17 protein-coding genes are annotated in these 24,305 nt (G+C 70.4%); 10 read left to right on the top strand and 7 right to left on the bottom strand.

The window, feature by feature from the left end; all coding sequences use genetic code 11:
* Positions 1-32: 32 nt before the first annotated feature.
* The 3 genes from OG735_RS36825 to OG735_RS36835 all read right to left on the bottom strand — a co-directional run bounded on the left by OG735_RS36825 (position 33) and on the right by OG735_RS36835 (position 5,107).
* Complete coding sequence (locus tag OG735_RS36825; RefSeq protein WP_327327480.1) at positions 33-2,846, bottom strand: SpoIIE family protein phosphatase; 2,814 nt, start codon at positions 2,844-2,846, stop codon at positions 33-35.
* A 177-nt stretch (positions 2,847-3,023) separates the two neighbouring features.
* Positions 3,024-3,992 (bottom strand): cyclase family protein, encoded by a 969-nt coding sequence (locus OG735_RS36830; protein WP_327327481.1) that lies wholly within the window; start codon positions 3,990-3,992, stop codon positions 3,024-3,026.
* 329 nt (positions 3,993-4,321) lie between these two features.
* Entirely contained in the window at positions 4,322-5,107 is a 786-nt protein-coding gene (locus tag OG735_RS36835) for a VOC family protein (protein ID WP_327327482.1), read from the bottom strand.
* 542 nt (positions 5,108-5,649) lie between these two features.
* On the opposite strand from OG735_RS36835, the gene OG735_RS36840 reads away from it, so the two are divergent.
* Together OG735_RS36840 and OG735_RS36845 are read left to right on the top strand one after the other, a co-directional pair.
* Positions 5,650-7,446: a S8 family peptidase gene (locus OG735_RS36840; RefSeq protein ID WP_327327483.1), complete on the top strand. Its 1,797-nt coding sequence runs from the start codon at positions 5,650-5,652 to the stop codon at positions 7,444-7,446.
* Between the two features lie 193 nt (positions 7,447-7,639).
* Positions 7,640-10,537 (top strand): helix-turn-helix transcriptional regulator, encoded by a 2,898-nt coding sequence (locus OG735_RS36845; RefSeq protein ID WP_327327484.1) that lies wholly within the window; start codon positions 7,640-7,642, stop codon positions 10,535-10,537.
* A 29-nt stretch (positions 10,538-10,566) separates the two neighbouring features.
* Here OG735_RS36845 and OG735_RS36850 read toward each other — a convergent pair whose 3' ends face one another.
* Positions 10,567-10,893 carry a hypothetical protein gene (locus OG735_RS36850; RefSeq protein ID WP_327327485.1) on the bottom strand — a complete coding sequence of 109 codons (327 nt, stop codon included), beginning with the start codon at positions 10,891-10,893 and terminating at the stop codon, positions 10,567-10,569.
* A gap of 62 nt (positions 10,894-10,955) precedes the next feature.
* The gene (locus OG735_RS36855; RefSeq protein WP_327327486.1) at positions 10,956-11,639 is read right to left on the bottom strand and encodes a DJ-1/PfpI family protein; all 684 of its coding nucleotides are present in this window, start codon (positions 11,637-11,639) and stop codon (positions 10,956-10,958) included.
* A gap of 664 nt (positions 11,640-12,303) precedes the next feature.
* Here OG735_RS36855 and OG735_RS36860 point away from each other — a divergent pair.
* A complete protein-coding gene (locus OG735_RS36860; RefSeq protein WP_442812549.1) occupies positions 12,304-14,463 on the top strand; it encodes a DUF1996 domain-containing protein in 2,160 nt (719 codons plus the stop codon).
* 212 nt (positions 14,464-14,675) lie between these two features.
* Here OG735_RS36860 and OG735_RS36865 read toward each other — a convergent pair whose 3' ends face one another.
* On the bottom strand, positions 14,676-15,680 hold the full coding sequence (locus OG735_RS36865) for a pyridoxal-phosphate dependent enzyme (protein ID WP_327327488.1): 1,005 nt from the start codon (positions 15,678-15,680) through the stop codon (positions 14,676-14,678).
* Between the two features lie 144 nt (positions 15,681-15,824).
* Positions 15,825-16,538 carry a LysR family substrate-binding domain-containing protein gene (locus OG735_RS36870; RefSeq protein WP_327327489.1) on the bottom strand — a complete coding sequence of 238 codons (714 nt, stop codon included), beginning with the start codon at positions 16,536-16,538 and terminating at the stop codon, positions 15,825-15,827.
* A 28-nt stretch (positions 16,539-16,566) separates the two neighbouring features.
* Here OG735_RS36870 and OG735_RS36875 point away from each other — a divergent pair, with 28 nt between their 5' ends.
* The 7 genes from OG735_RS36875 to OG735_RS36905 all read left to right on the top strand — a co-directional run bounded on the left by OG735_RS36875 (position 16,567) and on the right by OG735_RS36905 (position 24,301).
* A complete protein-coding gene (locus tag OG735_RS36875) occupies positions 16,567-17,721 on the top strand; it encodes an NAD(P)/FAD-dependent oxidoreductase (protein ID WP_327327490.1) in 1,155 nt (384 codons plus the stop codon).
* A 27-nt stretch (positions 17,722-17,748) separates the two neighbouring features.
* On the top strand, positions 17,749-18,063 hold the full coding sequence (locus tag OG735_RS36880) for a (2Fe-2S)-binding protein (RefSeq protein ID WP_327327491.1): 315 nt from the start codon (positions 17,749-17,751) through the stop codon (positions 18,061-18,063).
* Entirely contained in the window at positions 18,044-19,507 is a 1,464-nt protein-coding gene (locus OG735_RS36885) for an NAD(P)/FAD-dependent oxidoreductase (RefSeq protein WP_327327492.1), read from the top strand. Before OG735_RS36880 ends, OG735_RS36885 begins: the two co-directional genes overlap by 20 nt.
* 74 nt (positions 19,508-19,581) lie before the next feature.
* A complete protein-coding gene (locus tag OG735_RS36890; protein ID WP_327327493.1) occupies positions 19,582-20,490 on the top strand; it encodes a dihydrodipicolinate synthase family protein in 909 nt (302 codons plus the stop codon).
* 65 nt (positions 20,491-20,555) lie between these two features.
* Entirely contained in the window at positions 20,556-21,926 is a 1,371-nt protein-coding gene (locus tag OG735_RS36895) for an aldehyde dehydrogenase family protein (RefSeq protein WP_327327494.1), read from the top strand.
* 196 nt (positions 21,927-22,122) lie between these two features.
* Positions 22,123-23,388, top strand: coding sequence for an alpha/beta fold hydrolase (locus OG735_RS36900; protein ID WP_327327495.1), 1,266 nt, complete (start codon positions 22,123-22,125; stop codon positions 23,386-23,388).
* A 64-nt stretch (positions 23,389-23,452) separates the two neighbouring features.
* Positions 23,453-24,301: a hypothetical protein gene (locus tag OG735_RS36905; RefSeq protein WP_327327496.1), complete on the top strand. Its 849-nt coding sequence runs from the start codon at positions 23,453-23,455 to the stop codon at positions 24,299-24,301.
* Positions 24,302-24,305 lie beyond the last annotated feature (4 nt).

Below are 24,305 nucleotides of genomic sequence, written 5' to 3' on the forward strand. Positions count from 1 at the left end.
CCCTTACGCCTCCCGGCTGTGCCGAGTGGAGCTCACGCCGCATCCAGGGCGCACTCAGCCCAGATGACCTTGCCGTCGGTGGTGTAGCGGGTGCCCCAGGTCTCGGCGAGCTGCGCAACGAGGAACAGGCCACGGCCACCCTCGTCGGTGGTGGCCGCCTGGCGCAGGCGTGGGGCGGTGTTACTGGTGTCGTAGACCTCGCAGATCAGGGTGCGGCCGTGAATGAGGCGTACCTGGATGGGCCCGGTGCCGTAGCGGACGGCGTTCGTAACGAGCTCGCTGAGCAGCAACTCTGTGGCGAAAGCGGACTCCTCCAGCCCCCACTGGCTCAGCCGGCGGACGGCGGCGGCACGGACGTCGGAGACGAGGGCCGGGTCGGCGGGCAGGTCCCAGGTGGCCATCCGGTCCGGGGGCAGGGCGTGGGTGCGGGCGACGAGCAGGGCAATGTCGTCGCCAGGGTGGTCGGGTGCCATGGCGTCGAGGACCGCTTGGCAGGTGTCCTCGGGTGTTCGGTCCGGGTGGGCCAACGCGCGGCGCAGCTGATCGAGGGCCACGTCGATGTCGCGATGGCGGTCTTCGATGAGTCCGTCGGTGTAGAGGACCAGCTGGCTGTGCTCGGAGAGGTGGATTTCGGCCGTTTCGAAGGGGAGACCGCCCAGGCCGAGAGGGGGGCCGGCGGGCATGTCCGGGAATGTCACGGTGCCGTCGGGGTGGACCAGCGCGGGCGGAGGGTGGCCGGCGCGAGCCATGGTGCACTGCCCCGAGGTGGGGTCGTAGATGGCGTACAGGCAGGTGGCGCCGACGATGCCGGTGCTGCCCAGCGCAGGGTTCTCGCCGCCCTCCTCCCGGTCCAGGCGCACTACGAGATTGTCCAGGTGGGTGAGGAGTTCATCGGGGGCGAGTTCCAGTTCGGCGAAGTTGCGTGCTGCGGTGCGCAGCCGGCCCATGGTGGCGGCGGCGTGCAGTCCATGGCCGACGACATCGCCGACGAGGAGGGCGACGCGGGTGCCGGAGAGGGGGATGACGTCGAACCAGTCGCCACCCACTCCGGATTCGGCGGGCAGGTAGCGGTGCGCGACCTCGACGGCGTCCTGCTCGGGATGGCCGCGCGGGAGCAGGCTGCGCTGAAGTGCCAGAGCTAGGGTGTGTTCGCGGGTGTAGCGGCGGGCGTTGTCGATGCAGAGGGCGGCGCGGGCAGCGAGTTCCTGGGCCAGCGAGCGGTCGTCGTCCCCGAAGGGGGCGGGATCCTGCGAGCGGTAGAAGCTGGCGATGCCCAGGAGGACGCCGCGCGCGAGGAGGGGGACGGAGATGAGGGAGTGGACGTTGTGGGCGAGGATCCGCTCGGCGTGCTCGGGTTCTTGGGCGATCCAGCCGGCGGCGGACTTCAGATCGGGTTCCAGCACTGCCTGTCCGCTGGCCAGGCATCGTAGATGGGGCGTCGCCGGGCGAAGGTCCACCCGCTCGCCGACCGGGTAGAAGGGGCAGTCCTCGTGGATGCCGTGGACCACCGTACGGTGCAGTTCGGTACTGGCGTCGGAGGCCTCCTCGCCGCGCAGTACGGCCTCGGGCACGTCGATGGTGACGAAGTCGGCCAGGCGCGGGACCGCCGTCTCGGCGAGTTCCCAGGCGGTGCGGCTCACGTCCAAGGTGGTGCCGATGCGGGTGCTGGCCTCGGCCAGCAGCTCCAGGCGGCGTCGGGCCGCAACCGCGTACTTCCCTACTTCCGGCTCGCCCACCAGCACCAGCCCCCTGGCCAAGCCGTTGGCGGAGTCGTCGGTGCGGGGTGGGACGGGCGCGCGGACCGTCGTGGCGGCCGAGCCGGCTGCGGCGCCGGGGAGGTGCCCGGACGACGGGTCGGCGGAAGTGGGGGCATATTGCGCGACAAGGCCGAGTGGCCGGCCGGCGCGAGTCGGGACGGCGGTGCGGGGTTGCGGCGAGTCACCGGGGAGGACCGCTTCGATGACGACGCCCTCCACCCCGGAGGGGCTCGTCACCGGACGGCTCAAGAGCGTGACCCGCCGGTCGCGGGACAGGGACACGTCGACGGCAGCCCGCTGGGACGAGGAGATCAGCTCGCTGGCCTTCTCCTTGAGTATCATCTGATCGCGCTGGTCCAGCCCGATCTGAACCAGTTCATCCATGTCGATCAGGTGCCCGTCCCTGGCGGCCTCGCTGGTCCACGCGAGGCGCCTGGCGTCGAGATACGCCCGCAGCAAGCCACGCTCTCGCGCCGAACTCTGCTCCATCAGCCGCCGTTCGATGGCTTCGGCGGCGTCGCGTATCACGGTGACCAGCGCCGGGTCCGCATCGGTGAAGGGATAGCCGAGGCAGAGGACGCCCTCGATGCGCCCGCTGAGCTGGTCGCGAATGGGGATTGCAGAACAGGCGTTTGACTGGGAGCGCTCGGCGAAGTGCTCTGCACCGTAGACCTGGCACAGCTCCCTTTCCGCGAGTGCGAGACCGACGCCGTTGGTCCCGGCGAACTGCTCGGCGAACACGAAGCCCGGGACGCTCTGGATCGCGGAGAGATGCCGGACCAAGGACGCTTCCCCGAAACGGCGTTCAAGCACCGTGCCGTGTCCATCGGCGAGACAGATGTTCATCTTGCTGCCCGCGAACATGGATCGCAGCCGGTCCAGCACAGGCCCGGCCGCGCGGACGAGCTGGCTGTCCGGATCGAAATCCTGCCGGTAGGGGAGCTCGGACTGGTCCGGTGAGAGTCCCAGCAGCCGACAGCGCTGCCACGAGCTCAGAATCGGACTTCTCACGCCCCCCTCGACCGACTCGCCATGCAGAAACCGCTCGCGGGGGCGTACGGGGCCGGTGCGGTCTCCCACGACCCCCATCTGCATCACTTCCCTCACATAAACTTTGTGATCACCCAGTCTCCATTTGAGTATATTCCTCACTTTTTGGGTGAATATAAGAAGCTCTGACGTCATGCGATGGCCGGCTGTCGAAAAGACCTGGCCGGCGTCCACCGTGATCGGCGGCCGGCGCGAGGCGACGGTGGCGGCCGGCCATCACAGGACCGCGACCGGGTTGACGGGCGAGCCTGTCCCGCCGGGTACGTTCAGCGGCGTCACGACGAGCATGAATTCGTAACGGCCCGCCTCGGCGCAGCTGGCGGAGAGTGCTTCGAGGTCGAGATTGTCCAGCAGCGGCACTCCCATGGCGGTGATGGCGAGCGCGTGGACCGGAGAGTGCAGGCCTTCGACCGGCGAGGGTCGTACATCGCTGTCCCCGTCGCCGCCGAGCAGGGAAATGGCACGCTCGGCCAGCAGCGGCATGGCGTCCACGTGCAAGCCCGCGCTCGCCACGTCAGGGTTCCAGGGGCCGATTTCCCGGCGGCGGCGGAAGCGGCCGGAGCGCAGCAGCACCGCATCGCCGTCCCCGATCGTCACATCGAGTGCCTTCTCAGCGGCGATGATGTCCTGCGCGTGCAGTGCGTGGCCAGGCTCCAGCCATGTGATCCCGAGGACGGCGGGCAGGTCGAGGAGTACGCCCTTGGTGACGAGGGGGCCGAGTGCTGGCACCGCGCCGAAGCGGGCACCCCCGGCATCAACGACCTCGCGCGCCGCACGGCCGTCGTAGAGCTGCCCTCGGTAGGCGATGTGTGACAGCGCGTCGAGATGGCTCACGCCCTTGCCGTGGTAATCCATGGCAATGAAGTCCTTGTGGGTGGAGGGTTCCGGTGCCTCCACGTCGCCGAGGTCGGACATGTAGTGCAATGCGGGCTTGCTGTTGTCCGGTCCGGGCAGGGTGTTCCAGGGCAGCCCCATCGGCACGACCGTCCCGGACCGGATCAGGGCGGTGGCCCGCTGCACATGGCCCGATGTCACCCTGTTCCAGGCGCCGCGGTCGGCCGCAGCCCAGCGGCCCCACGTGCACACCGCGTCGAAGAGTCTGTCGAACTCCTGACGAGAGACGGCGGGCCCATTGCCGGGATTGGCCGGCGGGGGATCGGGGGCATCGGCGGGGCTGCTGCTCATCTGTACTCAGCGCTCCAAGGTTCGTGCGGGCTGTCGCCCGGGGCGCCGGGGCGGCGCTACGGCTCCCCGTTCAGCGTCCTGCCCCGGAGCGGGCCCCCGGCAGGTGAACGGTTCGGCTCACCTCGCGGCTGTGACATCGGCCCCCAAGGAAGCGATGTCCGTCGGCTCCGAGCTCTACGCGCGGTGTCGACATGACCCTGTTGTGTCCCCCCGGCGGGCGCCCGGTACTGCCGACCTCGCTCCCGGTGGCCGCGCAGGCCCCCGTCGACCTTGTACGGCTGCTCCACCCTGGGCGGCAACAACTTCGTCCGACCGTCCGGGCCGCGGACTCAGCGGGCAGCGCCGCGGATGACGGCCACAGGCGCACCGAAAGGGTCGGTGAACATGGCCAGGCGGCCCACGCCCTCCGCGTCCATCGGCGGGATGAGCGGGGTGGCACCCTGTCGGGTGGCCTCGGCGAAGGTGGCGTCGACGTCGACCACTTCGAAGTACGGATGCCACTCCGAGCGGGAACCCGCCTCCAGGTTCTCCTTCGGGAGCTGCATGATCCCGCCCTGCGTGGCCTCCTGGCCGCCGCCCGACGGGGAGACGACGCTGTAGGTGACGCTCGCGAACGGCATGTCCTTGTAGTCCCACGAGAACACGGAGCGGTAGAAGTCCTTCGCGGCGGCAGCGTCCGTGGTGTACAGCTCGGTCCAGGACAAGGTGTTCACATCGGTGACCGCGCCCAGGCCCTTGGTGTCACCGGGCTGCCAGACCGCGAAGTCGGCGCCGGTCGGGTCGGTGTACGCCGCCATCCGGCCTTCGGTGAAGACCTCCATCGGCTGGAGACGGACGGTGCCGCCGGCCCGCTCTACGGCTCTGGTCGTGGCGTCGGCGTCGGCCGTCAGGAAGTACGGCGTCCACGCCGAGGACGCGCCCTCCTCGGTGAGCGGGCCGATCGCGGCGACGGTCTTCCCGTCCAGCTGGAAGAAACCGTACCCCCCGGCCTCCGGTCCCAAGCTCTGCAGCTCCCAGCCGAACAGTGCCCCGTAGAAGGCGGCGGCCGCGTCGATGTCGGGGCTTCCCAGGTCCAGCCAGTTCGGCGAGCCCGTGACGTATGTGGTAGTCAGCATCGCAATTCTCCTCCCGCGAGTGCGCGGTGGATGACGGATGTGGATGACGGACGGGGTCAGTCGATTTCAGCATGCCAGCCCCCACTGACAATCCGCCGCTCCGCGCGCCGCGACACCCTGCCACACACACGTCGCGCGGAGTGAGCCGGTGTCGCCCCGAATGACCGACAGTTCGTCAGCTCGCGCGCCTCGCCCCGCCTCCCGGCCCCCGGCGCGCTCCGAACCCTCCCCGGGGCTCCCACGGGGGTGACAAGGGTTTTCCCCGTATCGGGTTCATCTCCCCGTTCCCTACTGTCTGCCGCACCGGCGGATCTCATCTCCTGACTGTTTGATGTCAGGTGCATGTAAGTCATGGGTTCCGTCGGGGACGGCCCTTGACCAGGGGCCGTCGCGCCGACGGCGACGCAAGGGCGACCCGGCCCAGGGAACCGCGGATCGCACCCCCACAGCGAACCGCGGTTCCCGCGCCGCCCGCCCGCGCTCCGCACCGTCAGTTGAAAGGGAACACCTTGAACGGTTCCAGACGGAGACTCATATCCGTCGTGGCCGCGAGCGCGACGATCGCCGCCGTCGCCGCCACGTACTCCGTGGCACTCGCCGCCACCCCGCCGCCGCCCTCACCGAAGCCCGCTCCGGCTTCCCAGTCGATGACCGCACTGCCGACCGCACCGGTCGAGAAGGTTATCGTCACCTACAAGTCCAAGACGTCCGAGGCCACTTCCAACACGGCGGCCAAGACCGACGCAACGGCCAAGGCCGCCGAGACCGGCGAGAGCCTGTCGTTCGAGCGTCGGCTCGCCGGCGGTGCCGCCCTGGTCAACCTCGGTGGCAAGGCGTCCAAGAATGACCTCGCCGAGGTCCTCGACGCCTTCCGCGCCGATCCGTCGGTCGCGTCCGTGGAACCCGACATCCGCGCCTACGCGATGGCGGTCACCCCGAACGACACCGAGTACACCAAGCAGTGGGACCTGTTCGAGGCCACCGGCGGCATGAACGTGCCCGGCGCCTGGGACAAGACCACCGGCAGCGGCGTCACCGTCGCCGTCATCGACACCGGCTACGCCGCCCACACGGACGTGGCCGCCAATGTCGTGTCCGGCTACGACTTCATCTCGACCGCCGCGGACGCCCGGGACGGCAACGGCCGGGACAGCGACGCCAAGGACGAGGGCGACTGGAGCGCGACCGACGGCGAGTGCGGCACCGGTTCCAAGGCGAGCAACTCCTCCTGGCACGGCACCCACGTCGCGGGCACCATTGCGGCAACGGCGGGCAACAGCAAGGGCGTTGCGGGTATCGCGTACAACGCGAAGATCCAGCCGGTCCGCGTGCTCGGCAAGTGCGGCGGCTCCTCCGCGGACATCGCCGACGCGATCACCTGGGCGTCCGGCGGTACCGTCCCGGGCGTCCCGGCGAACCCGAACCCGGCCAAGGTCATCAACATGAGCCTCGGCGGCGCCAGCGCCACCTGCCCCAGCGTCTACCAGAACGCGATCAACGGCGCGGTGTCGCGCGGCACCACGGTCGTCGTGGCGGCGGGCAACAGCAACGCCAACGCCTCCGGCTTCACCCCGGCCAACTGCTCGGGCATCATCAACGTGGCGTCCACCAGTCGCGAGGGCAACCGCTCGTTCTACTCGAACTTCGGCTCCATCGTCGATGTGTCGGCTCCCGGCGGCGAGACCCGCCGCGCCACCGACACCCCGGGCACCGTCACCACCCCCGAAAACGGCATCCTCTCCACGCTGAACTCCGGGGCCACCACCCAATCGACCGAGAACTACAAGCCCTACCAGGGCACTTCGATGGCCGCCCCGCACATCGCCGGGCTGGCCGCGCTACTCAAGTCGGCCAAGAGCACTCTGACCCCGGTCGAAATCGAGGCCGCGATCAAGAGCAACGCCAGGCCACTGCCGGGCACCTGCACCGGCGGCTGCGGCACCGGCATCGCCGACGCGGCGAAGACCGTGAACGCCGTCACCGGCACCACCGGCGGCACGACGTTCAGCAACACGGCGGACGTGACGATCGCGGACAACTCGACCGTCAGCTCGTCGATCGCCGTCACCGGCCTCTCCGGCAACGCCCCCGCTGCCCTCAAGGTCAACGTCGACATCAAGCACACCTGGCGCGGCGACCTGGCCATCGACCTGATCGCGCCGGACGGCACGGTGCGCAACCTCAAGACCTCGTCGTCGTCCGACAGCGCCGACAACGTCCTTGCGACGTACACGGTCGACGCGTCCAGCGAGGTGGCAGGCGGCACCTGGAAGCTGCAGGTCCGCGATGTGGCATCGGGTGACACCGGCTACATCGACTCCTGGAGCCTCACCTTCTGAACCACCCCAAACAACCGCATCACAGCTGGTCAGAGGCGCGTTCGCGGCATATCGCCGCGGGCGCGCCCCGCCGCCTGTCCGGGCGGGCCTGTCCGTATGCCGGACACACAGCCTGGACTGCGGTGGCCTGATTCGTATGCTCTGCTCTCAACGGGCAGAGTCCCGCGCAGGCCACAAGGGGGGTGGTGGGGAGGTGACAACGGCGGCGCACCGCCCTGCACCGGTCGGGCGGGGGGAGCTCCTCACTCGGCTCGACCGGGTCCTGCACACCCGCGGGCGCGCCCTGCTCACCGGCCCTGCCGGGGTGGGCAAGACGGAGGTCGCCCTGGCCGCCGCCGCGCGCGCCGAGTCCCGCGGCGAGACCGTACTCTGGCTCGCCACACTGCCCGCCGACCGGGACATACCCGGCGCGGCCGCCGCCGCCCTGGTCGCGACCATTTCGGCCTGCGCGTCCTGGCCCGCGGTCCGGCCCGACGGCAGCCCCGGCAGCTCCGACGTCCTCGGGGGACTGCCCGGACCGCAGCGGACCGCCGTCGCCATGCTGTGCCGCGAGGCGCCCGTGCCCGACAACGGCTGGGACCCCATCGCCCTGCGGCTCGCCCTCGCCCAGATCCTGCGGACGCTCGCCGCACACGGCCCCGTCCTGCTCGTCGTCGACGGCGTCCAGCGCATCGACGCCGACAGCGCCGACCTGCTGCGGTTCGCCCTGCATCTGGCTCCATCGGCGCTACGCGTCGTCGCCGTCGAGACCCCGGCGGCATACGGACCTGACGCATCCACCACGAGTACGCCGGCACTGGACGCTGCCTGCCCGGAGCCCCTGTGGGTGCCGTCCGAGGCCGACGTCCTGAACGTAGCGCCGCTGCACGCCGACGAGATCGCCGAACTCCTCTTCCACCACCGGCTGCCGTCCCGGATGGCGGGCCGTATCCACAAGGCCAGCGGCGGCAATCCGCGTCTCGCCCTCGCCGTCGGCCGGTCCCTCGCCGACGCCAGGACGCCGGTGCACCACGCCGAGGCCCTGTCCCTGTCCGGGCGCGCACGCGATCTCGCACGTCAACTGCTCGGCGCCGCTTCCCCCGCCGTGCGTGACACGCTCCTGCTGGCCGCACTCGCGCTGCGCCCGACGGCTTCGCTGATCCGCCGCACGGGCCGCCCCACGGCCGAGGCCGACCTCGCCGCCGCCGAGCGGGCGAATCTCATCTCACTGACGGAGGACGGCACGGTCGCGTTCACGGCAGGGCTGCTGCCCTCCACGCTGGTGCACGACGCCGACTGGGCCGAGCGCAGCGACGGTCATGCGGCTCTCGCGCGGGTCGTGGACGACCCCGTCGAGGCCGTACGGCACCGGGCGCTGGCCACGGACACCCCCGACGAGCAACTGGCAGCGGAGGTCGCGGCCGCGGCCGACACGGCACGACGCCGCGGGAACAGCGCACTGGCCGCCGAACTCGCCCTGCTCGCCGCCGAGTCCACGCCCGGCCGGTACAGCGCGCAGCGGCTTGCCCGGCTCGTCGACGCCGCCGAGGAAGCCGCCCGCGCCGCCCGCGCGGACCTGGCGATGCGCGCCGCCACCGATCTCCTCGCCCGCGACGCCGCACCCGCCGACCGGGTTCGCGCGCGACTCGCGGTGCTGGACACGGCCGGGCAGGGACTGACCGACCTCGACGAGATCTACGTCCACGCCATGGAGGACTCCGAGGGCGACACGGCGCTGCGGGCGGCCGTCCAGCTGCGGCTGGCAGTGAAGCACGTGCTGGCCGACGGTGATCCCGTACGCTCCCGGGCCGCCGCCGTCGAGTCCGCGGTGCTGGCCTCTTCGGTCGGCGACTGGATGACGGCGGCCACGGCGCTGACCGTCCAGGCGCGCATGGACCGCGTCCTGGGCTCGCCGGACGCGGAGCAGGTCCTCACCGAGGCACGAGCCCTCGAGATGGTCGTGCGGCCGCTGGGCATCCGTAACGCCGCACAGATCCTGACGATCCGCCATGCGCTGTTCGACGACCGGCTCACCGACGCCCGCGACCAGCTCAACGCCCTGCTGCCGCTGGTCGAGCGCCGTGGCCCGGTGGAGGACGCCATCGAGCTGTTCCATACGCTCGCGGAGATCGACGCCCGGCAGGGGCAGTGCGCGGCGTCGCTCGCGCACGCCGGGCGGTCGCTCGCACTCACGCTGGAGGCCGGCCTCTCGCCGGGGCCCGCCTGGTACACGCTGGCTCTCGCGGAGAGCGCCGGCGGCAGTTTCGCCCGCGCCGCGAGCTACGCCCGGCGCAGTGTCCAGGCATCCGAGGAGGAGGGCGACCATGTCTTCCTCTCCCGAAGCCTGTACGCACTCGGCCGGGTCCAGCTCGTGACCGGGGATGTGGCGAACGCCCTGGAGACCCTGCGCCGGGTGCAGTCCGGTGAGCGCGCCCAGTCGACGGTCGACCCCTCCATGCTGCGCTGGCACGAGGAGCTGGCCGAGGCGCTGATCGCGAGCGATGCCCCCGAGGAGGCCGCGGCCCTGCTCGCCGATGTGCGTCCCGTCGCCGAACGACTGGGCCGCGCAACGGTGCTGCTCGGCTGCGACCGCGCGTACGCCCTGCATCTGGCGGCGGTCGGAAAGCCCGATGAGGCGGCGGGGCTGCTGACCGAGACCGCCGATCGCTTCGCGGCGGCGGGGCTGCCGCTGGCACGCGGACGGGCGCTGATCGCGCTCGCCCGGGTCGAACGCCGCCGCCGCAGACGGTCGGCCGCGCAGAACGCGCTGCAGGCCGCGGCCGCGGTCTTCGAACGGGCGGGGGCGTCGCCCTGGCTGGCACTGGTGACGGAGACACCGTCCCGTACGACCGAACCCGCCCCGGCCCGCGGCGGCGCCGTGTCCTCCCTCACGGAGGCGGAGCTGCGGCTCGCGCTGCTGGTCGGCCAGGGGGCCAGCAACCAGGAGGCGGCGGCGAAGCTGTACCTCAGCGTGAAGACGGTCGAGGCGCGGCTCACCCGCATCTACCAGAAACTGGACGTCCGTTCGCGCGCCCAGCTGGCAAGCGCCCTCAACGCGTGGCCCGCCCATCGGCCGTCGACGGACACGACGGACGGCCCTGCGGCGGACTGAAATCACGCATCGTGTTGGCACGACGATGGTCATCGTCGGGATACATCCCTGGCTCGACCGGTGCGGCGGTGGCCGGTGACCTTGGAGGCGGGCAGGCGGCCGGCCTTGGAGCTGCCGGTCATGGTGTCTCCGTCGACCGTGACGGCGAAGCCGAGGTTCAGCCTCAGGGGCTTGGCGATCGACTGGGTCCAGGTGAGGCGGTCGCCGTCGAGCGCCAGGTTGTTCAGAGCGACGTCCTCTCCGGCGCCGTGGGCGGTACCCGTCAGGGCGCCGTTCGCCAAGTGGAGGTAGACGACGGCCGTGATGGTGCCGATGGGGGTCGAGATGTTCAGGTCCCAGGTTCCTTCGACGGACATGCGGGGCTTCCTTACGGGATGGTACGCGGGCGCGGCACAAGGGAAGAAGCGAAAGGGGTGTCTCAGAAGGCGGCGGGGGTCGGACCCTGGTCGCGCCAGACGATGCCTCGGCGCTCGTAGGAGAACAGTTCCTCGACGGCATGAGCGACCTTGGGACCCACCTCGCGCTCCAGCAGGTACAGGGCCAGGTCCAGGCCCGAGGTGACGCCGGCGCCGGTGACGAGGTCACCGTCGTCGACGACGCGCGCGGGCACCGCTCGCACACCGGTGGCGTCCAGCAGGTCCATACCCATGTGGTGAGTGGTCGCGTTGCGGCCCTCCAGGAGGCCGGCCATGGCCAGGACGAGCGAGCCGCCGCACACCGCGCTCACGGTTACCCCGGGGCGTTCCATGGCGGACTTCAGCAGGGGCGGCAGGCCGGTTTCCAGGGTGCGGCCCAGCAGGACGGGAATTGCTTCGTCCTCCGACTGCCGGCCAGAGTCCGGTCCCGGCTTCCCGTCGTCCTCCTCGACGCGGCCCGACGCGCCGGGGACCAGGACGAGGTCGGCGCGCTCGGGATCGAGGCGGGCCGTCGCCCGCAAGGTCAGGTCGCCGGTACCGCTGGCCACTTCGCGCGCCCCCTCGGCGGAGACCAGCTCCACCGTCACCGCGCCGGCGGAGGCGGTGCCGCCGGCGTACAGGACCTCGTAGGGGGCAATGACGTCGAGCGGGTCGAAGCCGTCGAACAAGACGATCTGGGCGTGCATTTGTGTTCCATTCGGGATGGATGCGAACCGGTCTGTGCCGGGTTCGCCACCGACGCTAGACAGCCGGTCCGCCGCTCCCCAGTGGCACTCATGACAGCTTCCAACGGAATCGAGCCAGCAAGCGTCCAGGTCACGGTCGGTACCCCGTCCGGGTTCTGTCACCGGCGGCGTTGGTGGACTGCACGGCCCAGGGCGGTTTGTGTGCTGGATGAACGGTTCCCGGTTCGGCGACGCGGCTCTTGTGTCCGTCGCCCGTGACGGCCTCCGGCCGGCCGTCGAGGACGGTCGGCGCGGACCGGGCCCGCATGTCCGGCTGCCTGCCCGGTGGCGCCGTCGGCGATCCAGAGGACGATGATCCGTGCCTGGCCGGGGTTGTGCGCGTCGAATGCGACCGCATCGGAGGCTCCGGTGGAGGCGGTAGCGGTGCGCCGCTGAGCACAGTGGCGAGCCTTCGCCTCGCGGTCCACTGGCAGGGCGCGTGCCACCCTCCGAAGCCGCTTCGGGCTGCCTCGGATTCCGCCTCAGGCACCTCCATTGCTGGAGGTTGCTACGAATTGCTGTTCGCCGTTGAACACTTCGTGGGTCTCTTCCGTACGTAGCACAGCGCTTCTCCCTCAGCCAGCGCATGTTAACGGCCGACCGGCAATGAAACATAGGAGTTCCAATGAGGCGTACAGTGCGAAGACGCTCAAAGAGAGGCAAAAGAGCAGTCGTTGCCTCGATCGCGCTCATGCTGGGCGGGGGTGGCCTCATCGCGGTCAACTCCTACGCCTCCGCCGGCGAGGGACGGGGCCCCTGGCCCGGCGAATGGAACGGACAACAGCAGAATCAGACCCGGAGCGCCGGACCCTCCGCGTCCACGATCAAGTGTCCTGAGGTTGCGAACGGGCTGCCGGAAGTACCGGATGGGGCCAGGCTGGAGGTCGACCGCGAACTTGCCACGCTGGACAGCCAGATCACCGAGGCCTATCAGCGGTTCGTCGACGAGAAGGAGCAGATGGAGCGGGATCCGCTGTTCGCCCAGAACGCTGTCCTCGAGCCGCTGAAGAACAAGCGCGCAGCAAGCATCGACCGCATAGCCGTAGCCATCAGCCGTGCGGCAGGGAAGCGCCCGCAGGGACTGGATCCGATGGCCCCATGCACTCTTCAAGTGGATGACGCAGACAGGGCCAACGCCGGTGAGGGCGACGGCCAGGGGCAGGACCAGGGCGACGGCCAGAACAACGGCAACGGCGACCAGGGCAACGGCAACGGCAACGGTGGCCAGGCGGACAACGGCCCTGAGGCGTCCGACTTCGTCGACATCCAGTCCGTCAAGCCGAATGTCCGCAACCCGCGCACGCTCCGCAACGCCTCCCGCGGCACCTTCTCCACCGACTGCGGTGTCAACGCGAACGGCAAGTTCAACCCGGACAACGTGATCGTGGCGCCCGGTGTGAGCAACGGTGCGCACCACGTGCACGACTATGTGGGTAACCAGGCCAATGACGCCTTCGCGAGCGACGACGATCTCGCCAACGGCCGGACCACGTGCCGCGACCAGGGTGACAAGTCGACCTACTACTGGCCCGTCCTGCGCCTGCAGAACGGCCAGAAGGAGGCCGACGCGGACGCGGACGGTGGCGGCAAGGACCAGAACGTCGGCGAGATCCAGACTCCGGCCCAGGTCACGCTGAACTTCGCGGGCAGCCCGGTCGACAAGGTCACCGCGATGCCCCGCTTCCTGCGGATCATCACCGGTGACGCCAAAGCCTTCGTCAACGGCAACGCGAATGCCAACGCCTCCTGGAGCTGCACCGGCTTCGAGGACCGCCAGCTGAAGGACAAGTACCCAGTCTGCCCCGAGGGCAGCCAAGTGGTCCGTGCCTTCAAGTTCCAGAGCTGCTGGGACGGTCAGAACACCGACAGCGCCAACCACCGCACGCACGTGGCCTTCGCCGACCAGAACGGCCGCTGCCCGAGCGGCTTCCGGGCCATTCCGCAGCTCGTGCAGCGGATCGTCTACGACGTGCCGCCGCCGGTTTTCGACGGGGAAAAGCCGGCGGTGTTCGCGGTCGACTCCTTCCCTGAGCAGCTGCACAAGCCGGTCACCGACCACGGCGACTTCATCAACGTCTTCGACGACAACCTCATGCGGGAGGTGGTGCGTTGCATCAACGACGGACGAGAGTGCGGCCCCGGCGGCCCCGCCGCCCCTCCGGCCGCTGGTGTGGACAAGCCTGAGGTTGCGGCGGGTTCGGCTGGTAAGCCTGGTGTGACGGGTTCGCCGGATACTGCGGGTGGTGTGGAGAAGCCTGAGGTTGCGGCGGGTTCGGCTGGTAAGCCTGGTGTGACGGGTTCGCCGGATACTGCGGGTGGTGTGGAGAAGCCTGAGGTTGCGGCGGGTTCGGCTGGTAAGCCTGGTGTGACGGGTTCGCCGGATACTGCGGGTGGTGTGGAGAAGCCTGAGGTTGCGGCGGGTTCGGCTGGTAAGCCTGGTGTGACGGGTTCGCCGGATACTGCGGGTGGTGTGGAGAAGCCTGAGGTTGCGGCGGGTTCGGCTGGTAAGCCTGGTGTGACGGGTTCGCCGGATACTGCGGGTGGTGTGGACAAGCCTGAGGTTGCGGCGGGTTCGGCTGCCGGTACGCCTGGCGCGCAGAGCCCGCCGGACGCCGGTGAGAACGGCCTGGCGCCTGACGGCAGCAGCGAGCGACAAGCCGGACCGGACGGGCTTGCGGCTACTGGCGCCCAGCTGTGGCCTTCGGCGGCCGGAGCTGTGCTGCTGATCGCAGGCATCGTGCTGCTCCGGACGCGCACTCGCCAGGAGACCGCACGTCGTCGATGAAGACTGTCCCACTCATGCCCTGGCCGGACCCGCAGCGCAGGTCCGGCCAGGGCTGACGCCGATCCGGAACCTTCGTCCGCTGTTTCCCGCGGACGATGTCCGGTGGGAACCGGCAGACCTCGACGCGGAGTTGCTCACCTGGCGCCGGCGGCCCGCCCGATGCGCTGCATCGAATGCACCGCGGAGGTGTTGTCGAGGTGAGCCGGAGGTGCTCAGAGGCCGTCCCTGGGGCCGTGGGTATGCAGGAACAGAACAGTGCCGAGGCGACCGTCGGCCGCCATCGCGAGCAGGGCAGCCAGCGCTTTCGCCGTGTACACGGGCTCAAGCTCCATGTGCGCACTGTCGGCGGCGAGTCGCTGCGCCTCAACGGCCTGCGGTGTGGCGTAACCGTAGCCCGGGCCCAGCCAGTCCCGCACCATCGTCACGTCATCCGGCGCGATCTGGATCGGAGGAAGGTTCGCGCCCCGCCTGCGAAGCAAACGCTCGGTTTTCCTGGCCAGCGTGACCACGGCTTGCGCGTCCAGCTGCAGCGTGTGGTTGACGACCACGCCCACCACTCGCGTGCGGCGCAGCCCTGCCAGCCGGAGGCCGAGAGCCAGTCCCGCGGCCGTACCTCCTGAGCCGACGGCGGTGACCACATGCGAGGGTTCCGGCAGGGCGCCGTCCGCTACCTGGGCCGCGAGCTCGAGGGCTGCTTCGACGTAGCCGAGCGTACCGACCGGTGCGGATCCGCCCGCCGGCAGGAAGTACGGCAGCCGTCTCCCCGTGGCATGGCGAAGGAAGAGCCAGGGGGCGGCGGCGATTGTCTGATTCTTGGTACGGGTGAAGTGCAGGGTGGCACCGGACCGTCGAAGCCGCTCCAGTTGTGCCCGGACATGGTCGTCGACCGGCTGGTCGATCAGGGCGAGCGCGGTGGTCAGGCCCTGCTCCCGAGCGTAAAGAGCCGTGGCCAGGCCCCAGTTCGTACCGAGTCCACCCACTGTGAGGATGGTTCGTGTCCCACGGCGTTGCACATCGGGGAGGATCCACTCAAGCTTGCGGATCTTGTTGCCACCCCACCCGCCCGAGCCGAACCCGCTCTCGTCCTTGCACCACAGCGAGACCCCGTGTGCCAAACCGGTCAGCTCGCGTACGGGCGTCGGCCGATCGCCGAGCGGGAGGTACGGCAATGAGGTGACCAGCTGCGGAAACCGCCGGTGCAGCAGCGGTCCTCTCATACCGGTCCGACCTCTCCTCCAAGCGTTCGGCTCTCTGTACCGAGAGCAACTGTCCACGACAAGGCGCCGGACCGCAATGCTGCTCGACAGCCACCTCCGGCTGCGACAACGGCTTCGTCAGCCGCGTGCCCCTCGCCCATGGGCTCAGGTTCTGGTCTCCGCCGATCCGGCCGATTGCGGATGCCGTTCTCGCCAGCGTGCGTACGCAGGGCTGGCGGCACAGGTGTCCAGATAGCCGGCGGCGACTCTGCGGTGGATTTCGGCACCGTGTGCGGCGAGAGCGCCGTCGCGGTGCCAGGCCAGAACATGCCGGTACCACAGAGGATTTCCGGCGAGGGGACGGACAGCGACGCCCGGGGCCTCGATGAAGGTGGCCTGGCAGAGGCTGACGGCCAAGCCGGCCCGTACGATCTCGATCAACTGCCGTCCCTCGGCTTCGTACGGAGTGAACGGACGGCGACCTGCCTGAGCGCAGACGGACGACCAGTATTCGCGGGTGCGGTCGCTGTCGGGGCGGGGAACTGCCCAGTCCTCGTCCATGAGTTGAGCCAGAGAGACCTCCTCCTGCGCCGCCAGCGGGTGGGCCGTCGGCAGGAGGGCGAATACGGGCTCGGTGACGATCGGGTTGAGCACCACGCCTTCGAGTGGCGGTAGCTCCTGGTCGGGATGGTCGCCGAGCACCGTCGCTTCCAAGCGGCCCGCCGCAAGATCGTCGAGCAGAGTCGTGGGGGAGTACTGACAGCGCGAGGTCACTTCGGAGTGGGGCAGCAGTTCCTTTACGGCCAGAATGAGATGGCCGAGCAGGGGGGGCGACGACCGACCCGATGCGGCGGGCGGATCGCGCGAAACCCTTGGCATCGTCAGTGCTATGTGAAATATTACTGCTGTGCTCACAAGAAACACCTCGGACGTCATCGTCGTCGGTGCGGGCGTGGTCGGCGCGGCCTGCGCCTACTACGCAGCTCGAGCCGGCCTCTCCGTCACCGTGATCGACCGCGGCCCCGTCGCGGGCGGCAGTACGGGTGCCGGCGAGGGCAACCTCCTGGTCTCCGACAAGGAGCCCGGACCCGAACTCGAACTCGCTGTGCTGTCCACCGGGTTGTGGCGGGAGCTGGCCGAACTGCTCCCGCCGCAGATCGAGTACGAACCCAAGGGCGGCCTCGTCGTCGCCTCCGGGGAGGCCGGGATGCAAGCCCTGCGCGACTTCGCGGCCGGACAGGAGAAGGCCGGTGTGCGGTCGGAGGAAGTCCCGGGCGACGGGTTGAAGGACCTGGAGCCGCACCTGGCCCCCGGCCTGGCAGGTGGCTTCCACTACGCCCAGGATGCGCAGGTCATGCCGGCCCTGGCGGCCGCGCATCTGCTGCGCGCGTGCGGTGACCGGGTGCGCCTCAGGCTCGACGAGGAGGTCACCGGCCTGCTCACCACGGCGGACGGACGGGTGCGGGGAGTGCATACGGTGGCCGGCGATGTGCATGCCCCGTACGTGGTCAACGCCGCCGGCGCCTGGGGTGGCGAGCTGGCCCGGCTTGCGGGCGTCGAGCTTCCCGTGCTGCCCCGCCGCGGTTTCGTCCTTGTCACCGAACCGCTGCCGCGCGTGGTGCGGCACAAGGTGTACTCCGCGGACTATGTCTCCGATGTCGTGAGCGGTTCGGCCGCGCTGCAAACCTCGGCCGTGGTCGAGGGCACCCCGGCGGGCCCCGTCCTGATCGGTGCCAGCCGGGAGCGGGTCGGCTTCGACCGTACGTTGTCGACCGAGGTGCTGCGCCGCCTGGCGGCGCAGGCCACCGCACTGTTCCCGGTCCTGGCAGGGGTCCGGGCGATGCGGACGTATGCGGGTTTCCGGCCGTACCTGCCCGACCATCTCCCTGCCATCGGCCCCGATCCGCGAGTGCCCGGCCTGCTGCACGCCTGCGGTCACGAAGGCGCGGGGATCGGGCTTGCTCCGGCCACCGGGCTGATCGTCGCACGCTGTCTGGACGGCGGTGAACTTCCCCTGGACCTGGGCCCGTTCCATCCCGGCCGCTTCGAAGCCGCCGCTTGACCCGTCTGCTACGAGAGGAGGCCCGCAGTGGCCCGTACCCCCGCCGACCTGGTCGGGGCGAACCCCGGTCCATCGTTCGAGATCACGATGGACGGCAGTCCCGTCACCGCCCTGCCCGGGCAGTCCGTCGCCGCAGCCCTGTGGTCCGCGGGCATCCTCGCCTGGCGCACCACGCGCAAGGCGGGGCGCCCGCGGGGTGTCTTCTGCGGCATCGGCCAGTGCTACGACTGTCTCGCCGTCATCAACGGGGAGCCCAACCGCAGAGCCTGTCTGGTGCCTGCCCGTCCCGGCGACGTGATCACCACCCAGGAGGGACACGGCCATGCCGGCCTCAGCGTCTGACCCGTACGACCTCGCGGTGATCGGAGCGGGCTCCGCCGGTCTCGCGGGCGCCGTCACCGCCGCCGAACTCGGCCTGTCCGTAGCTCTGCTGGACGCCTCGTCCCAGACCGGTGGGCAGTTCTACCGGCATCCGGCGCCCAGCCTGAAGGCGGCGCGGCCCGAGGCCCTGCACCACGACTGGGCTGCCTTCGCCGAGCTCCGCCGACGCCTGGAGCAGAGCGACGTCAGCCACCTCTACGGACACCATGTCTGGGCGGTCGCCAAGGAGGACAACGGCCTGTGGGCGCTGCACGCCGTCACCGGGGTCGACGGCACCGCAGAGCGGTCGGTGCGGGTGCGGGCCCGGACGGTCCTGCTCGCGACGGGGGCGTACGAACGCCAACTGCCCTTTCCCGGCTGGACCTTGCCGGGTGTCGTGGGTGCCGGGGGAGCGCAGGCCATGCTCAAGTCCGGCCTGGTGCTGCCCGGTAGGCGCGTGGTCGTGGCGGGCAGCGGGCCCCTGCTGCTCGCGGTCGCCTCCTCGCTGGCCGCCGCCGGCGCGCAGGTCCCGGCCGTGATCGAGGCGTCCGGCTATCTGGGATACGCCCGCCGTCCCCGCGCGCTCGCGGCCAACCCGCAGAAACTGGTCGAGGCGGCGGTCCACGGTGCCGCTCTGCTGCGGCACCGGGTACGGCTGCGCACCCGCAGCGCGGTCACCGAGGTGCACGGCACCGACCGGGTGGAGGCCGTCACCGTCACCCGGCTCGACCGCGACTGGCGGCCCGTACGGGGGGCGGGCCGGCGGATCGAGTGCGACGCGCTCGCTGTGGGACACGGCCTTGCCCCGCAGATCGAGCTGGCCACCACACTCGGCTGCGCCACCCGCCCCTTGGCTGACGGGACATCCGCCCTGGCCCTGGACGGCCTTCAGGAAACCTCGGTGCCTGGCCTGTGGGCGGCGGGGGAGACCGGGGGAGTCGGTGGCGCGCAGCTGGCCCGCGCGGAAGGGGAACTGGCCGGGCTCGCGTCAGCCGCCAGACTGTACGGGTACCACGTCCGCGAGGGGCGCGTGCGCGAGCTGCAACGCCGCCGGGACCGGCTGCGCGCCTTCGCCGACGCGATGACCGTCGCCCATGCCCCGGGACCGGGCTGGACGGGCTGGCTGACCGACGACACGGACGTGTGCCGCTGTGAGGAAGTATCCGCCGGAAGCATCCGTGAAGCCATCGCCGACCTCGGGGCCCGCGACGCACGCACCGTCAAACTCCTGACCCGGGCGGGCATGGGCTGGTGCCAGGGGCGTATGTGCGGGACGGCTGTAGCTTGCCTGGCAGCCCGCGAGGGCGCCGTGGAATCATCCGCCGAACGCCGTCCGTTCGCCGTGCCTGTTCCGCTCTCGGTACTCGCCTCGCTCGACGAGCCCGCCGGGATCGAGCCCGATACCGCCCCGGGGGTTGACCGCTGACCCGCGGCCCGTCCCCTTGTGGGCACCACATCACACATCTATAAAATGTCACACATTATAGAGAGGCTACTGACATGACCGCCACCAACTGGAACAGCACCCGTCCCTGGCGCGGGATCATGGTCGCCACCGCGCTGCCCCTGCGAGACGACCTGTCCGTCGACTACGACGCGTACGCCGAGCATGTCGCCTGGCTGATCGAGAACGGCTGCGACGGCGTCGTGCCGAACGGTTCGCTCGGCGAGTACCAGACCCTCACCGACGAGGAGCGGGCCCGCGTGGTCCTTACCGCCGTTGAGGCGGCGGGCGACGGGGCCCGGGTCATGCCCGGTGTCGCCGCCTACGGCAGCGCCGAGGCCCGCGGCTGGGCGGAGCAGGCGGCCGAAGCCGGCTGTGGCTCGGTCCTCCTGCTGCCCGCGAACGCCTACCGGGCCGACGAGCAGGCCGTCCGCGCCCACTATGCCGAGGCCGCCAAGGCGGGGGTGCCGGTCGTCGCGTACAACAATCCCATCGACACCAAGGTGGATCTGACGCCCGGGCTGCTGTCCAAGCTGCACGGCGACGGGCACATCGTCGCGGTCAAGGAGTTCACCGGTGATGTACGGCGCGCGTACGAGATCGCCGAACTCGCCCCGGAACTCGACCTGCTGATCGGTGCGGACGACGTCCTGCTCGAACTCGCCGTGGCCGGTGCGGTCGGCTGGATCGCCGGCTACCCCAACGCCTTCCCCGCCAGTTGCGCCGAGCTGTACAACGCCGCTGTCACCGGTGACCTGGACACCGCCGTGCCGCTCTACAAGTCCCTGCACTCGCTGCTGCGCTGGGATTCGAAGACGGAGTTCGTCCAGTCCATCAAGCTGTCCATGGACATCGTCGGCCGCCGCGGTGGCCCCACTCGCCCGCCGCGCTTCCCTCTCACAGGGGAGATCGAGGCCGGAGTCCGGGCCGCCACCGAGAAGGCCGTCGCCGACGGTCACCACTGACCAAGGGAGCCCCGCATGTGTACGCGACATGTCTTCCACGACCCCCTCCCCGAAGGTTTCCTCCTATGACCAGCCTCGTCTCCCACAACCCGGCCGACCCCACCGACGTACTCGTCAGCATCCCGACTCCCGGTGGGTTCAAGGTGGTTGATGCCGTCGAGCGGGCCCGCGCCGCCCAACCCGGCTGGCTGATCGGTGGTGCGGCCGCCCGTTCGGCGGCGCTCACCGCGGTCGCCACCGGCATCGAGGCCGCCGCGGACGAGCTTGCCGGACTCGCCGTGCGCGAGGTGGGCAAGCCGCTCGCCGAGGCCCGGGCCGAGGTCGCGCGGACTGCCGCGATCTGGCGTTATTACGCCCAGGCCCCGTACGAACCCACCGGCGCCGTCCACGAACCCGCCGCCGGCCCCGGACTCCTCCTCACCCGCCGGCGCCCGCACGGCGTCGCGGGCCTCATCACACCCTGGAACTTCCCCTTCGCCATCCCGAGCTGGAAGGCTGCCCCGGCACTCGCCGTGGGCAACGCGGTCGTCCTCAAGCCCGCTCCGGAAGCGACAGCATGTGCCCAGCGCCTGGCCGAGATCGTCGAACAGAGCCTGCCGGCCGGGGTGTTCACCGTGCTTCCCGGCGGGGCGAACGAGGGCAACGCCCTCGTCGCCGCCGCCGACGTCGTCTCCTTCACCGGCTCGACAACCGTCGGCCGGGCAGTCGCACGTGCCGCCACGGCCCGCGGCATCCCGGTCCAGGCGGAGATGGGCGGCCTGAACGCGGCCCTCGTCCTTCCGGACGCCGACATCGAGCGGGCCGCGGTCCACATCGCCGCCGCGATCGCCGGATACGCGGGCCAGAAATGCACCGCCACCAGCCGCGTGATCGCGGTCGGTGCGGCCCTCGATCCCCTGCGCGAGGCACTCTCCGAGGCGCTGCGGACCGTCCCGGTCGGCGACCCGGCCGACCCGTCCATCGTGTGCGGACCCCTCATCAACGAACATGCTCGCGATCAGGTCAGCAGTGCCTGGGGCGGGCTCTCGGTACTCGCGGGTGGAACCGTGCCCGACCTTCCCGGCTGGTACGCGGCCCCGACCCTGGTAGAGAAGGTGTCCCCGGGCCACCGGCTGCTGCGCGAGGAGGTCTTCGGGCCCATCGCGGCCCTGCTGCCCGCCGACGACCTCGCCCACGCGGTACGGATCACCAACTCGGTCCCGTACGGCCTGGTCACCTCGGTCCACACCGCGGACCTGGACACGGCCCTCAACGGACTGGATCAGCTCGACACCGGGATGACCCGGATCAACGCCCCGTCCACCGGCGTGGACTTCCACCTGCCTTTCGGCGGCGCCAAGGCATCGAGCCACGGGCCGCGCGAACAGGGTCACGCGGCCTTGGAGTTCTACACCTCGAGCCGCACGTACACCCTGTCACCTGTGAAAACAACGTGACAAGGGGTTACGGGTCGCCCAGGTCAACGAGGAGGCAGCCCTGGCCGAGGCGGGCCACGGCTGACTCGGGCGGCACGGCCCTCCATAACGTGGAGTTATGCGGACTTGGGGGCTCCCCGCCGACGGTCGGCCGCACCATGCTGAGCCATGCAATGTCACACTTCACACCGCAGCTCCTGGGCTGTGAAAGGGATCCATGAACCCCGCGTACGCGACCGTCGACCATGTCTTCACCGTCCCCCTGGACCACTCCGCCCCCAATGGGCCGGACATCCAGGTCTTCGCCCGTGAGGTCGCCGACCCGGCCCGCGTCGGCGAGCGACTTCCCTGGCTGCTCTACCTGCAGGGCGGCCCGGGCGGCAAATCACCCCGTCCGTCGGCCGGTTCACCGAGCTGGCTGCCCCAGGCGCTCAAGACCCACCGGGTGCTCCTGCTGGACCAGCGCGGCACCGGCCGCTCCACCCCCGTCACCGCCCGGTCCGCCGCCCGCTTCGCATCACACGCCCAACTCGCCGCTTATCTCGGACATTTTCGTGCGGACGCCGTGGTTGCCGACGCGGAACTGATTCGTCGTCAGCTCTGCGATGGACAGCCCTGGGAGACACTCGGTCAGAGCTACGGCGGCTTCATCACCCTCACCTACCTCTCCCAGGCGCCCGAGGGCCTGCGGGCCTGCTACGTGACCGGTGGTCTGCCCGGTCTCACCGCCACCGCCGACGACGTGTACGCCCGCACCTACCCGCGGGTGCGGGACCGCGTTATGGACTTCTACGCCCGCTACCCCGACGACGCCCCCCGCCTCCGCAAGATCGCCGATCTCCTCGCGACCACCGAGGTCCACCTGCCCAATGGAGACCGCCTCACCACCCGCCGTCTGCGCACCCTCGGACTCGCCCTCGGCATGGGCGACGGCTTCGAACGGCTCCATTGGCTGCTCGATGAATCCCTGGACGGAGATGGCGAGTTGACCGACACCTTCCTCCATCAGGTGATGGCCCTCACCGGCTTCACCGACAATCCGCTGTTCGCCGTGATGCAGGAGACGCTCTACGGTCAGGGCGCGGCTTCGAGCGGCTGGGCCGCTTCGCGGGCGCTCGCGGACCTCCCTGAATTCGCCGAGGACGCGGATCCCCTTCTCCTCACCGGAGAAATGATCTACCCGTGGATGTTCCGCGACATCACGGGTCTGCGCCCCTTCGCGGACGCCGCCGACCTGCTGGCCGAACGCGCCGACTGGCCGCCGCTGTACGACCCCCACCGCCTCGCCGTCAACCAGGTTCCCCTCGCCGCGATCGTCTACCACGACGACATGTATGTGGACGCCGCACTCTCCCTGCGCACCGCGTGCGAGGTCGGTGCCACCCGCGCCTGGATCACCAATGAATGGGAGCACGATGGCGTCACCGCCTCTGGCGGCCGTGTGCTGGCCCGCCTGATGGACCTGGCCGCAGACCGCGCGTAACCCCATCCTCTGCCGTCCTTCCCCTCCGCTTCCGCCTGTCACCAACGCCCCCAATGGGAGAGACATGTCCGCCCTGCCGACCCGCCTGCGGCCGCTCACCGCGGTATTCGCCCTCGTCTCCGGTCTCGCCGCCGCGACCACGGCCACCGCTGCCACAACGCCCAATTCGTTTGCTCCGGCCGCTGATTGTGCCCTTCCCGGCAAGACCGGCTGGACCGACGAGGGCCACAACACCGATCGGACCCAGTTCCAGCGCTCCACCGGCACCCACCGCGTCCTGACCCTGTTCGTGGACTTCCCCGACGCGCAGGCCACGGACTCCACGGACGCGTACGCCGCCCAACTCGCCCCGGCCGCCGACTGGATGAGCAGAGCCGGCTACGGCCGCTCCCGGCTCGCCATCAGCTCGTTGCACCGCTGGATTCGGATGCCCGCGGACTCCACCTCGTACGGATTCGCGCGCGGCCTCACCTTCGAGACCCACGAGAAGTACGTCCGCGACGCGATCACCGCCGCCGACCCCCACGCGGACCTCGCCGCGTACGACATGGTGTATGTCGTTCCCACGAAGGCAGCGGCCGCGATCTCCTTCTCCCCGACCTACCTCTACGACCCGACCACGCCCGGTGTCACCGCCGACGGCACCCGCCTCAAGTGGGCGGTCACCTTCGGGCAGGACATGTGGCGCTGGTGTACAAGGTCGCCGCCCACGAGACCGGTCACACCTTCGGCCTCCCGGACCTGTATTCTTTCACCGGCTCCACCCACCAGTACGCCGGCGGCTGGGACGTCATGGGCAACATCGCAGGACCCGCCCCGCAGTACCTCGGCTGGCACTCGTGGAAGCTCGGCTGGACCCGCGACAACCAGGTCTCCTGCCTGCCCGGCCCCGGACGCCGCACGGTACGGCTGACCCC

Origin of the sequence: Streptomyces sp. NBC_01210 (assembly GCF_036010325.1) — a bacterium.
In the GTDB taxonomy this organism is placed as follows: domain Bacteria; phylum Actinomycetota; class Actinomycetes; order Streptomycetales; family Streptomycetaceae; genus Streptomyces.

Coding starts and splice junctions, on each gene's coding strand:
- OG735_RS36825 (WP_327327480.1), bottom strand. CDS start 2,846: ATGGGGGTCGTGGGAGACCGCACCGGCCCCGTACGCCCCCGCGAGCGG.
- OG735_RS36830 (WP_327327481.1), bottom strand. CDS start 3,992: ATGAGCAGCAGCCCCGCCGATGCCCCCGATCCCCCGCCGGCCAATCCC.
- OG735_RS36835 (WP_327327482.1), bottom strand. CDS start 5,107: ATGCTGACTACCACATACGTCACGGGCTCGCCGAACTGGCTGGACCTG.
- OG735_RS36850 (WP_327327485.1), bottom strand. CDS start 10,893: ATGTCCGTCGAAGGAACCTGGGACCTGAACATCTCGACCCCCATCGGC.
- OG735_RS36855 (WP_327327486.1), bottom strand. CDS start 11,639: ATGCACGCCCAGATCGTCTTGTTCGACGGCTTCGACCCGCTCGACGTC.
- OG735_RS36860 (WP_442812549.1), top strand. CDS start 12,304: ATGAGGCGTACAGTGCGAAGACGCTCAAAGAGAGGCAAAAGAGCAGTC.
- OG735_RS36865 (WP_327327488.1), bottom strand. CDS start 15,680: ATGAGAGGACCGCTGCTGCACCGGCGGTTTCCGCAGCTGGTCACCTCA.
- OG735_RS36870 (WP_327327489.1), bottom strand. CDS start 16,538: ATGCCAAGGGTTTCGCGCGATCCGCCCGCCGCATCGGGTCGGTCGTCG.
- OG735_RS36885 (WP_327327492.1), top strand. CDS start 18,044: ATGCCGGCCTCAGCGTCTGACCCGTACGACCTCGCGGTGATCGGAGCG.
- OG735_RS36890 (WP_327327493.1), top strand. CDS start 19,582: ATGACCGCCACCAACTGGAACAGCACCCGTCCCTGGCGCGGGATCATG.
- OG735_RS36895 (WP_327327494.1), top strand. CDS start 20,556: ATGACCAGCCTCGTCTCCCACAACCCGGCCGACCCCACCGACGTACTC.
- OG735_RS36900 (WP_327327495.1), top strand. CDS start 22,123: ATGAACCCCGCGTACGCGACCGTCGACCATGTCTTCACCGTCCCCCTG.
- OG735_RS36905 (WP_327327496.1), top strand. CDS start 23,453: ATGTCCGCCCTGCCGACCCGCCTGCGGCCGCTCACCGCGGTATTCGCC.